The 12341-nt window shown below is 34.4% G+C and carries 12 protein-coding genes; 4 read left to right on the forward strand and 8 right to left on the reverse strand.

All coding sequences use genetic code 11. The features are described from left to right. Nucleotides 1-140: 140 nt before the first annotated feature. The 4 genes from nhaC to ACUXEY_RS12600 all read right to left on the reverse strand — a co-directional run bounded on the left by nhaC (nt 141) and on the right by ACUXEY_RS12600 (nt 4505). The gene (nhaC, locus tag ACUXEY_RS12585; RefSeq protein ID WP_000843992.1) at nt 141-1544 is read right to left on the reverse strand and encodes a Na+/H+ antiporter NhaC; all 1404 of its coding nucleotides are present in this window, start codon (nt 1542-1544) and stop codon (nt 141-143) included. A gap of 325 nt (nt 1545-1869) precedes the next feature. After that, nucleotides 1870-2529 carry a class I SAM-dependent methyltransferase gene (locus tag ACUXEY_RS12590; protein ID WP_461300839.1) on the reverse strand — a complete coding sequence of 220 codons (660 nt, stop codon included), beginning with the start codon at nt 2527-2529 and terminating at the stop codon, nt 1870-1872. A gap of 112 nt (nt 2530-2641) precedes the next feature. Beyond that, a complete protein-coding gene (locus ACUXEY_RS12595) occupies nt 2642-3514 on the reverse strand; it encodes a TIGR03943 family putative permease subunit (RefSeq protein ID WP_376905319.1) in 873 nt (290 codons plus the stop codon). A 13-nt stretch (nt 3515-3527) separates the two neighbouring features. Further along, complete coding sequence (locus tag ACUXEY_RS12600; protein ID WP_461300840.1) at nt 3528-4505, reverse strand: permease; 978 nt, start codon at nt 4503-4505, stop codon at nt 3528-3530. 185 nt (nt 4506-4690) lie between these two features. Between ACUXEY_RS12600 and ACUXEY_RS12605 the strand changes: the two genes are divergently transcribed. From ACUXEY_RS12605 to ACUXEY_RS12615, 3 genes are all read left to right on the forward strand, one after another. Beyond that, nucleotides 4691-5878 carry a GTP-binding protein gene (locus ACUXEY_RS12605; RefSeq protein WP_461300841.1) on the forward strand — a complete coding sequence of 396 codons (1188 nt, stop codon included), beginning with the start codon at nt 4691-4693 and terminating at the stop codon, nt 5876-5878. 187 nt (nt 5879-6065) lie between these two features. Further along, nucleotides 6066-7031 carry a DMT family transporter gene (locus tag ACUXEY_RS12610; protein ID WP_166702393.1) on the forward strand — a complete coding sequence of 322 codons (966 nt, stop codon included), beginning with the start codon at nt 6066-6068 and terminating at the stop codon, nt 7029-7031. A gap of 16 nt (nt 7032-7047) precedes the next feature. Then, a complete protein-coding gene (locus tag ACUXEY_RS12615; protein ID WP_166702391.1) occupies nt 7048-7719 on the forward strand; it encodes a GntR family transcriptional regulator in 672 nt (223 codons plus the stop codon). A 56-nt stretch (nt 7720-7775) separates the two neighbouring features. Here ACUXEY_RS12615 and fbpA read toward each other — a convergent pair whose 3' ends face one another. Both fbpA and ACUXEY_RS12625 read right to left on the reverse strand, forming a co-directional pair. Further along, the gene (fbpA, locus tag ACUXEY_RS12620) at nt 7776-7946 is read right to left on the reverse strand and encodes a Fur-regulated basic protein FbpA (RefSeq protein ID WP_000098301.1); all 171 of its coding nucleotides are present in this window, start codon (nt 7944-7946) and stop codon (nt 7776-7778) included. A gap of 193 nt (nt 7947-8139) precedes the next feature. Then, nucleotides 8140-9045 (reverse strand): cation diffusion facilitator family transporter, encoded by a 906-nt coding sequence (locus ACUXEY_RS12625; RefSeq protein WP_461300842.1) that lies wholly within the window; start codon nt 9043-9045, stop codon nt 8140-8142. Between the two features lie 211 nt (nt 9046-9256). Between ACUXEY_RS12625 and ACUXEY_RS12630 the strand changes: the two genes are divergently transcribed. Beyond that, nucleotides 9257-10330 carry a WD40/YVTN/BNR-like repeat-containing protein gene (locus tag ACUXEY_RS12630; protein WP_461300843.1) on the forward strand — a complete coding sequence of 358 codons (1074 nt, stop codon included), beginning with the start codon at nt 9257-9259 and terminating at the stop codon, nt 10328-10330. A gap of 40 nt (nt 10331-10370) precedes the next feature. Here the strand turns inward: ACUXEY_RS12630 and ACUXEY_RS12635 are convergent, their stop codons facing one another. Both ACUXEY_RS12635 and ACUXEY_RS12640 read right to left on the reverse strand, forming a co-directional pair. After that, nucleotides 10371-11516 carry a DUF4179 domain-containing protein gene (locus ACUXEY_RS12635; protein ID WP_461300844.1) on the reverse strand — a complete coding sequence of 382 codons (1146 nt, stop codon included), beginning with the start codon at nt 11514-11516 and terminating at the stop codon, nt 10371-10373. Continuing rightward, a complete protein-coding gene (locus tag ACUXEY_RS12640; protein WP_461300845.1) occupies nt 11513-12079 on the reverse strand; it encodes a sigma-70 family RNA polymerase sigma factor in 567 nt (188 codons plus the stop codon). Before ACUXEY_RS12640 ends, ACUXEY_RS12635 begins: the two co-directional genes overlap by 4 nt. Nucleotides 12080-12341: the final 262 nt, after the last annotated feature.

Consider the following 12341-nt stretch of genomic DNA (forward strand, 5'->3'; position numbering starts at 1 on the left):
CTCTCCTTTTCCTCTTTTTTATCAGTGTTGACACATAAAAAGAGGTTCAGACACAAAAATAGGCTGTGGAGAAGACTTTCTCCACAGCCTGAAAATAAAAAAATCACCTTCTACAATATGTAGAAGGTGATTTTTTTATTTTATGATGCTTGCTTTCCTTTATCGGCATCATCTACATACCAAATAAATTTGCCTGTATATCCGTAAATAACTGCTAAAATTAATGATACGAAGCTTAACCACATAAATGGAACGTATGAGAATGTTGCTACACCTAAAATACCAGCCATAAAAATACCATTATCAGACCATGGAACCATACCTGAAGTTAACGTTCCACCTACTTCTGAGTTACGCGCTAATACACGTCGGTCTATTTTTAATTTATCATAGCTATCTTCCATAATTTTCGGTGTTAAAATTAGTGATACGTACATCGCACAACCAAATATATTCGCTAAGAATGCCACGATTAATGTAGACAATGTTACATTACCTGCAGAATTTAATTTCTTTTCAAATTTTGATACGATTACTTTTAAAACACCTAGTTTTTCAAGTAATCCACCAAATCCTAAACCGAAAATAATAACGGCTACTGAGCCAAGCATACCGTTAATTCCACCACGGTTTAATAACTTGTCAACAAACTCAACACCAGATTGAATTGAGAATCCGTTATACGCTGTTCCAATCGCCTCTCCAAAGTTCATTCCTTGGAAAAGAGTTGCCCAAATTGCACCAATTAAAGCTCCCATTGCAATTGTTGGCATAGACGGTTTCTTCATCGCTAATAGAACGATAACAATGACCGCTGGAACAAGCATCCATATTTTAATATCAAATTGCTTTAATAAAGCTTCTTTTAAAAACTCTACTCGATTTAAATCTACATTATCGCCGCCATACATCCAACCAGCTACAGTAAACATAATGCTAGTAATAATATAAGCCGGAACATCTAATACGAGCATAGCTCGAACGTGAGCAATAACATCTACTTTCGCCATAGAAGCTGCCAGAACTGTACTATCAGAAAGTGGTGATAATTTGTCGCCGAAATAAGCTCCTGAAAGAACTGCACCAGCAACAAGCGGAAGTGGCAATCCAAGTCCCTCACCAATTGCCATCATGGCAATACCTGCTGTTCCAACTGTTCCCCATGATGTTCCTGTCGCGATAGAAGTGATTGAACAAATAATTAATGTTGCTAATAGGAATATGCTAGGGTGAATAAACTCTAATCCATAATAGATTAATGTTGGTACTACGCCGCCAGCAATCCATGTTCCAATTAAAGCACCTACTGCAACTAAAATCAGTATTGCTTCTAATCCGTTAGAAATCCCTTTCGTAATTGCATCTTGCAATTCTTGATAACGAAATCCTAATCTTAATCCAAGCGCAATTACTAAAAACCATGAAATAAATAGCGCTAATTGAATTGGGAGATCAAAAATCGTTTGGAAGGAAAAGACAACAGCAAGAAATAGTAATAAAAGAACTATGATTTCTAGCATCGATGGTAATCTTACACTTTTCATTTTTTTCTCTCCTTACAAGTCGATAACATGACGTGTGTCGTCTTACATGTATGTGATATACAATTAGCGAAGACAAAACAAAATTTTCATATTATTTCGATTTATTTTTCCAGTATAATATAACACCTTTTCTATTGTAAAAGTAGATGTTACTTTTCGCAATGGAAAATATAAAAAATGTTACATTTTTATATAGAACCACCCAAGAATAACTTTTTTAATATTTGCCACAACAAAAATTTTCACTATGATCCTCACCTTTCAAACACTTACATTTTTTTCACAAAAAAAAGCACACATCATTAAAATGATGCATGCTCTACTTTTATTTATACATATTTTGTATTTCTTCTTTATTTTTAAGTATTTCCACAAACTTATCGCTACAACCTTTCGGAAATAATACTCCAAGCCCATATGAATGTTCAAATTGAAAATGAGGGTATTTTGCCTTGACCTCATCCCAAAATTTATAAACGCAGAAGTTTCGATTTTTCACCTCAATATCATGAAATAATACAATACCGTTATTCGCAAGTTTCGGTAACCATGTTTTATAATCATGAGAAACTGCTTCATACGTATGGTAGCCATCAATATGCAACAAATTTATCGTTCCATCTTGAAACTGATCCACAGCCTCATCAAAAGTAGATCGAATTAAATTACCTATACTAGGATAGCTCATTTTCACCACTTTATCTACGATTTGAAAGACACCTTCTCCATATGGACCTGTATGCCCATCTCCTGTCCAAGTATCTACAGCAAAACATTTTGTAGGTAACCCTCCATCTTTTACCCCTTGACAAAAACTGAAAAAAGAAGCGCCTAGATGTGTCCCTAGCTCAACTAATATTTCTGGCTTTTCAAATCTTACTAAATCATATGCGAACTCTAAATGCCCAATCCACGCAGTATTCGCACGAATAAATGGACTATAATTATCAAATTCAAATGTTGGTTTATGAGTAACCCAGTTCATCGCGTATCTCCTTCTACACATATTTTTAACAAACCAAATTACTCTTATCTTTATTTTTTTATCGTCATGATTATGATTCTATTTCATGAAAATATGAAGAATTTATTCTTTTTTATTGGGGTAAAGCATCATATACATATGGGTCTGTTGGCTTATTGATTTTCTCCACTTTGTTTACTTTTACGAGTGGAAATAGCGTTCCTTTATATGTCGTTTCGTCCAACAAACCTGTTATTTTCACCCATGTTTCCTGTGGGAGCTTTCTTACGTCTTCCCCTACAACAATCATCCCCCAGACTGATGCATCCGCAATACAACAAGTTATGCCGTATCGCGCCACTACCACTTTATCCCCCGTCACATCCTTATCATTATATATGAACCCTGAGAATGTAATTTCTTTCCCTTTAAACCCTTTTACATCTTGGCCAATTATACTCATTGTTTGAACATAATCCTTATCCTCTACTTGTATTTTTCGTTGTCCTAACATACTTTTTTCTAATTGCTCTTCCACTTGATCAGTCACTTTTAAATTCGAGGTTTCATCTTGTTCTTGCCAATCAGAATTTGCCTGTATCCCCTCTTTTTCGTTCTTTTCTATACTTCTCGCCTGTACACTTTGATTCATACCCCTTTTTCCGGCTAAACTTCCGTCAATTGTTACACTTCCAAATAGAAAAGCACTAATAATTGGAACAACAAATAAAACATATACAAAGAAACTTTTCATCCCTGATTTTAATGCTGTATGATGCTTACAACAATTACAATCATCCTGTTTTTCTCTCCCATCTCCCCAAACTTGTAACGAACCAAGAAGTAAAATCACTACAAAAGCTATATACGTAAATTTAATCATTTTTGGAGCGATAAAATTATAAATATTGCCTGTTACAAGTAGTTTAAATAAGAGCATTGCTAAACCAATTAAAATAATGCCACGAATATAGCGATGATAGGCCTTCTGTTCCTGTCCCTCCACTGTTTCCCACCTCCTATAACGTTGTAATTTGCACGATTGTGTACACTGATAAAATAATAATTCCAATCAAAAAGAATACAAATTTCTTTTGAAAATACGCAAATAGCATTAACGTATTTTTCATATCAAGCATAGGTCCAAATACAAGAAATGCGAGAAGTGCTTTTACAGAGAAAACATGTCCAAAAGATGCCGCTATAAATGCATCGGCTGCTGAGCAAATTGATAAAACATAACCCAATCCCATCATAATAATTGGGGAAATCACTTCATTATGCGCCACTGTATCAAGTACATTTCGATCAAAAAATGTTTGAAATACACTCGCAAAAAAAGCCCCAATCAACAAATATTTACCCGTATCAAAAAACTCATCTACAGTGTGATTCACAACATTCCCCCAGCCCTTTTTTTCTTTTTTCTGAACCGGATCCTCTATATCTTTTAAAATATTTTTCCCACGATAGAAATAATACACAATTAGCCCTACTAATAGCGCCACACAAATTGTTATCCCAAAGCGTGCATATACAACTACATCATTTTTTTGAAATGCATATACGGTAGATAAAAGAACAATCGGATTCATAATAGGTGCACTCAATAAAATTACAATTCCTACATGAAGAGGGAGTCCTTTTTGAATAAGTCTTCTTACGATTGGTATAATGACACATTCACACATCGGAAAAATGATTCCGACAAATACCGCTGGAATCATTGCAACAATCTGTGATTTCGGCATTACTTTTTGAATCATATCTTCCGTCACAAACACTTGAATGAGGGAAGAAACAATTACCCCTAATAAAATAAAAGGTATTGCTTCAAATATAATACTTAAAAACACCGTATTCACATTCAACCATTCTTTTGGAATACTTTTATGCAAATTTGCTAAACTTGTAAAATCTACGAAAAATAATAAAAAAAGAAAAATAGCAATAAGGGCTATTCCTATTAATTCTTTTGAAACTCTATTAAAAACCAATATGATCCCCCCACTTTATTCATATTAGACCGTATACTTTTCCAAATTCCCTACACTACTACAGCACAAATTTGATAGTTTATTCCTATTCTTAAATCGTAATCATTATGATTTATTATTGATTTTTTCTTTTTTGTCACTTAATATAAAACGTAATCATTACGATTTAAAGGAGAGATTATTTTATGAAAAAAGTACCTATCACTGTATTAAGTGGTTTTCTAGGAGCTGGAAAAACCACTCTACTACATCATATTTTGGCTAATAAGAGCAACTTAAAAGTGGCTGTTATCGTTAATGATATGAGTGAACTAAACATTGATGCGTCGCTTATAAAAAAAGGTGGGTTTTCACGTACAGAAGAGAAATTAGTAGAAATTCAAAATGGTTGTATCTGCTGTACACTACGAGAAGATTTAATGATAGAAGTGAGTCGGCTTGTTGAAAACGATGATATTGACTATATAATTATTGAATCTTCAGGTATAAGTGAGCCGATTCCAGTTGCCCAAACATTTACTTATACTGACGAAGTACTTCATATCGATTTAACGAAAAATTGTTGCCTCGATACGATGGTTACAGTTGTAGATGCAAATAAATTTTGGGATGACTTTGCAGATGGTGAAAGTTTATTAGACCGTAAACAGGCTATCGATGAAAATGATACTCGAGAAGTTATTGATTTACTAATAGACCAAATTGAATTTGCGAATGTCATTATTCTTAATAAAATTGATTTAATAGAAAAAGAAGATAGGATAGAACTTCATCATTTATTACAAAAATTAAATCCCGGTGCAAAAATTATTGAAGCTTCATTTAGCAACGTACCATTGCAAGAAATTTTAAATACAAATTTATTCAATTATGAGGAAGCGAGTCAATCGGCGGGCTGGATGCAAGAACTAAATAGTGAACATCATACACCCGAAACTGAAGAATATGGTATCAATTCCTTTGTGTACCGTCGTAAATCCCCTTTCCATCCTGAACGCCTTATGAATTGGCTAAAAAAATGGCCTGTAGATGTTGTAAGAGCGAAAGGCTTTTTCTGGCTCGCATCTCGTAATAATATGATAGGGCTTCTCTCTCAAGCAGGTTCCTCTATTACAATTCAAGGCGCTGGTGAATGGATAGCAGCATTACCTGAAACTGAAAGAAATCAAATTATTACAGAAGAACCCGAGGTATTGAAAAACTGGGACGAGCGATATGGAGATCGAATAACTGAGCTCGTATTTATCGGTATTGATATGAATCGTTCTGTGATTGAACAATCATTAGATGATTGTCTATTAACAGAAAAGGAAATGGAACAAAACTGGAATACATTTATTGACCCTATTCCGGCTTTTACTTACACTTCATAATCTAAAACAAAAAGGCTTCCGTCAACAGAAGCCTTTTTTATTTTATCGTTCTCTTAATTAACAAACTTTCTTTAATTTAAATAACAACTTTACATTAAGAAAGAAATTTCAGTTTATTTTTTATACACTACGTGATATATTGCATATTGTATCCAATATATTTTTTTGAAAGGAGACTATATACATTATGGATCCAAATCGTTTAAAAGGAATCATTATGGTTGTAATTGGTGCTTGTTTATGGGGTTTGTCCGGAACAGCTGCACAACAACTTTTTCAATATGAACATGTTTCTACTGAATGGTTAGTTACAATCCGATTGCTTATATCGGGCGTTATCTTGCTCATTATTTCATCATTCGGAACGAACAAAAAAGAAATATTCGGCATATGGAAACAAAGATCTGATGCTACTAAAATGATATTGTTTGGCCTATTCGGTATGCTTGCTGTACAGTACACGTACTTTGCTTCTATTAAAGAAGGAAATGCCGCCGTCGCAACCTTATTGCAATATTTAGCACCTATATTTATTACTGTATACTTACTTTTCAAATGGAACGTTCGTCCATCAAAAATTGATTTCATTTCAATTGCCCTTTCATTAGTAGGCACTTTTCTCTTACTAACAAACGGGTCGGTTCATAACTTAGCTGTTTCTACACCAGCTATCGTTTGGGGGATTTTATCTGGATTATCTCTTGCTTTTTATAGTTTATATTCAAAGGGATTACTAGAAAGATGGTCTTCCTCTGTTATCGTTGGATGGGGCATGATTATTGGAGGTATTGGTGTAACGATTGTACACTTTATTTCTACGAAAGAATTCATTTTATTATCAACTATGAAATATGTAAAACTAAGTACTCTACCGCTCATCACATTTGTCGTCATTTTCGGGACACTTATTGCATTTTATTTATACTTAGACAGCATACGATACTTGACACCGAAAGAAACGACATTATTCGGTTGTACTGAACCACTTGCAGCTATTATTTCTTCCGTACTTATATTACATGTACCGTTTCAATCTTTTCAGTTATTAGGGGCTTTTTGTGTCATTGTAATGGTGCTCATCTTAAGCCAAAAACCGGATGAAGGAAAACCAAAATTAAAGCTTGTTCATGAGAAAAAGGAAAATATACAATGAAAGGATTGAATTCACTATGCCTATCCCTCAAAATTATAAAAAACAAGGAAGAGTTTCGGCGAAATCACTCGTTTTAAATCAATTACAAGATTGGATTATTGAAGGTGTACTGAAGCCTAATGAAAAAGTTAATGATGGGGAATTGGCTGAAGCACTAGGAGTAAGCAGGACACCTGTAAGAGAAGCGCTTCAAATATTAGAGCTTTCTGGATTAGTGGAAATGGTACCTGGGCAAAAAACAAAAATTGCTCCTATTAAGTTAGATGACATCCCTATCATTTATGAAACGATGGCTGGTCTTCACTCTATTATAGGAAAGCAAGCACTTCAAAACATTACAGACGCTGATCTGAAACTACTTTCTGAAATAAATGATGATTTTCAGCGCTCTATAGAGAAGAAAAACGCAAAACAAGCTTTACAACTAGATATACAATTTCACAATACAATTTCCTCCATTGCTAAAAACCAATATATTGAACCGTTTCTAGAAAATATGCAACTTCACGTTTTACGTCTTGAATATTTATTTTTCCAAAACTTTGTTCCAGCAAGTCAATCTATTGAAGAACATCACTCCATCATTCAAGCACTGCAAAAGCAGGACGAAAAACAAATGGAACTAATGATGTCTCAAAACTGGCTTCGTCCAATGAAAGAAATATCAAAAATAATTTCTATGAAATAATAATAGAGCTGGTTACACAAAATCGTAACCAGCTCACCTTTTACTAATCTATATAGCTATGCCTGAATATCTGCATAATCTTCCATATCTTCGTACTCTTTTTCCAATTCCTCTAAAGACAGCTCGTATAATTGTCGGTCGCGAATCTTAAACACACCTGCTCCAATTAACTCATCAATTAAATGCCTCTTACGATTTTCAACAGCAAAACGGAGTTGACTACTCATCTTTTAAAAAACTCCTTTCTACGATCATTGAAAATGATAATCTTTATCAATTACCACTTTTGATTATAAAAGATGACTCTTTATAAGTAAAGTAATTTCATGAAATATTTACCTTACAAAGTATTTGTGGCCACATTATATATATGTATGTCGCGCGAAAAATGTTATGACACTTTTTCTTATCCTTTTTCTTTCATACTTTGCAAGTTGTCTCACTATGATTAAACTCACCATCTATCTCTACTTGAATGGTGACATGTTCTACATGAAACTTCTCTTTTAATACGTCCGTAGCCTCTTTTAGTACACTTTGCGTTTCATTTCCTTTAATAATCAAATGGCAAGTTAATACTTGAAAATCAGATGTGACAGACCATATATGCAAATCATGAACTTCTTTTACAACCGTAATATTTAATAATGTACTTTTTACCTCTTCAACATTTATGTGCTGCGGTGCACCTTCCATTAATATATGGACTGTATCACGTGTTACACGCCATCCACTAATAATGACTAAAATAGACACAAGAATACTAGCAATCGCATCTGCAGCAGTCCATCCGAAAAATTTAATACATAGCGCTGCAATAATTGCTCCGACTGATCCTAATAGATCACCTAATACGTGTAAGAAAGCACTTCTTAAATTCAAATTACCTTTCACATCTCCGCCTCTCATTAATATCCAAGCTGATAAAATATTAATAAGCAGACCAAGTACAGCAATAATGAGCATCCCATTACTAGCAATCTCAACTGGTTCTTTAAAACGGCGAATCGCTTCAATAAAAATGTATACTGAAATGACTATAAGAACGACGCCATTACATAATGCCGCTAACATTTCGACTCGCTTATACCCGTATGTTTTCGCAGCTGTTGCTGTTTTTTCGCCAAGCTTGAACGCAAGTAAACTTAACGCTAAAGATACTGCATCACTTAACATATGCCCCGCGTCAGATAGAAGTGCTAAACTATTTGTTACAAATCCCCCAATTACTTCAGCAATCATAAAACTTGTCGTTAATACGAAAGCAATTAGCAACGCCTTTTTATTGTTAGAATGACCATGACCGTGATCATGTGAATGTCCCATACGAATGCTCCTTTAAGTGCAATATCTGTATGTTAGTATGAAACAAATTCCCCATCTTTATCCCGAATTAACGCCCATAAACGTCCGATTCCTCTATCTATACACTTCGCTATTTTTCAAACAAGTCCTTTTTCTCAACAAAAAATAAGACTACTTCTTTTTCAGCTTCATATTGTTTACTAATGAAAGAAATTTGAAGGAGGTTATTGAATTGAAACGACTATTTCTCTGTATGGAACGTGAACTTATCGTTGTAAAAGAACGCTATGGTAACTATGAAACCGCATATCACTTACAAAATATGCAACCTACTTGTATCGCAGTTGATCCATTCCAAAAGAATCGCGTATATTGCGGCACATTTGGACGAGGTTTATGGTTAAGCGACGATGGCGGAGATTCGTGGAAACCGATTGGAGATTCCTATCGTTACTTTGATTTCCCTAAAGAGGATGGTATTTTACACTCTTCTATTACTTCCATAACGATAAGCCCGAATGAACAAGTTAACGGCTACGGCGTCGTTTATGTCGGTACAGAGCCGAGCGCTTTATTCCGTTCAGAAAATGGTGGTGAAACGTGGACTGAACTTAAAAATATGAAATCATTATTATCTTCTTATACGTGGGCTTTTCCGCCTAGACCTTTCACCCATCACGTTCGCTGGATTACAGTTGATCCAAATAATCCTAATACAATCCATGTTTCAATTGAAGCTGGTGCTGTTATTCAAAGTAATGATAGAGGGCATACATGGATTGATAAAAAGTTCGGTGCTCCTATCGATGCTCATCAATTGCTTATGCACCCTGACGCTCCAAATCGCCTTTATGCATCATGTGGTGACGGATTTATGGGCGGACCTGATCGTGCGTACCTTGAAAGTTACAACAGTGGAAATAGCTGGATATCATGCAGTGAAGGACTTGAACACCATTATTTATACAGCATGGCTATTGATCCAGCTGATTGCGATACCATTCTCGTTTCTGCCGCACCAAGTGCTGACCTCGCCCATCACCATATTCCTTATGAATCTTATATTTATCGTAAAACGAAAGATACTCCGTTCCAGCAAGTACAGCAAGGTCTACCATCAGCAATCGGTACAGTCATTTCAATGTTTGCGACAAACCAAGCAGAACCACATACGTTTTACACTTTAAATAACAATGGCGTGTTTCAATCCAATGATAGCGGCGAATCGTGGGAACAATTAGACATTCCGTGGAAAGATGAATATAAAATGCAGCATCCGCATGCGTTACTTGTTACTAGTTCTTAAGGAGAAAAAGACTGCCTTATCGTTTTAGGCAGTCTTTCTTTTATTTCTTTAAATCAATTACGATGTCATCTAAAACAATACCCTTATTGCCTCCCAGTTTTCGAGACACGAAACTCTCCTTTACGTGTCCACCAACTATTGTTACCGAGCCATAATTTTCAGGAGTGTGAATTCTTAAATTAACGTGAGGCGTTATTATTAGTTTGGTTGCATTCTCATTGAGTTGTTGGAATGTTTTACTCCAATTAAAATTATAAGAATCATCACCTGAGCCTCCATTTCCTTCCCCAGAATACTGATTACCTAAATCATCACTCACTTCTAAATCGATATCCACCCCATCCCATACACCCCTTATTTCTTGAGATACTTCTTGGTTATAGTATAAAATAAACGACATTGGTGTTATTTCCATTCTCTCCATATTTACTTTTACACCATCTTTTTCTGTACTACCTCTAATCAATTGCTCTTTATTTTCTATTCCTCTTAGATTAATATTAAAATTCCAATCTCCCTTTATCGTTTCTTCTGTTTCTAAAATGTCTATACTTTTTATACTCCATTCAATGTTCACTGTAGGTTCTTTACTACTAACTAGATCGCTACTTGTTTTTATTAAACCTGTATATTTTCTATCAGCGACTTTAGTAATTTCATTGCTTCCTGATTGGACACCTGCTCCTTTAATAGTTAAAAAATCCAATGTACTTGGATTTCCGCCTAAATCTCTGTTACTTTCTATAGAATAGTTTATTGATACTGTCTTCCCATCGAAAATTGCATCATTTATCGTTATCTTAATTCCATTGCTTTCTTTTGTCATATTTAGTACTGTGGCGTATTGTTGATAATTATAATGAAGCTCCGTTTTCTTCTCTGCGTCCGCTTTATAATTTTCATATAACCCTGTTCTACCATTATCTAAAAATCGGAATATATCACCTACAATTGGCAATCCCCCTGCATATGTAGGAAATCCAATACCAAGCGTTGCAACTGATAATCCTACTAAAATAGATGCAGCAGCAACACCTTTTTTCCAACTTTTCATCTTTTTCTTCGTACGTAGCGATTGTTTTACATTGCGCTTCACTTTTTCTTTTTCAATTTCAGAAGCCTCAATTTCCTCAAGTTCTTTTTCATCTATATCAATATCATTTAATAGTTCATAAATGTCTTTCATATGGCACTACCTCCAAAACTAATATTCGTAGCATTTTGTTGTAGTTTCTTTTTTCCACGATACACACGATTATCGATCGCCGCCCTGGTTAATCCTAACTTGTCTCCTATTTCTTCTGTCTTCATACCGAGAAGATATTTCATAATGAATACCTTTTGATCTAACGGTTCTAATTGATTAATAAGCTTCAATAATTCTTCCCTATCTTCCATAACGATTAATTCATCTTCTGCCGATTTTTCTGTACTAATAGGAAACTCATCTAAAATAATTTCTACTTTTCTAGTCGCTTTTCGGTAATAATCAATCGCTTTAAATTTCGCAATCGCCGCAATCCATTTTTTAAAATCATTCGGTTCTCCATGAAATTTATTTGCGTTATTCCAAATGGAAAGAAATATATCATTTACACATTCCTCTATTAATCCATCATTTTGAACTGGAAGAAGAACTTTGTGTGTGATCCCTTTTATGAGTGGTAAGTATGTATCGACAACGAATTCTAGCGCATCTTCTTTTTGCCGTTGCAATCTTTTTATAAAATTTTTCTCATTTGATTTCATGTAGCGAGTCCCCTTATTTTTTTGTAAAAGCTTTTACACCCTATATAACGTCTTACAAAAAATTTTCTCTCATCTTTTTTATTTTTTGTATGTTATGGAATACTTTCCCTAAGCCATTTTCTCACATAACTACGCATTCAAAGAAAATTTTCTCAAGTCTGCAATTTAATTCATGTAGTACACTATTTATATAGTCATTCTTTAACTTAGTGTACATTTTATTTCATTAATCTACTATTTTAAATTAGGAGATGAGATGTGT

This window comes from Bacillus sp. F9_6S_D1_P_5 (assembly GCF_054823925.1).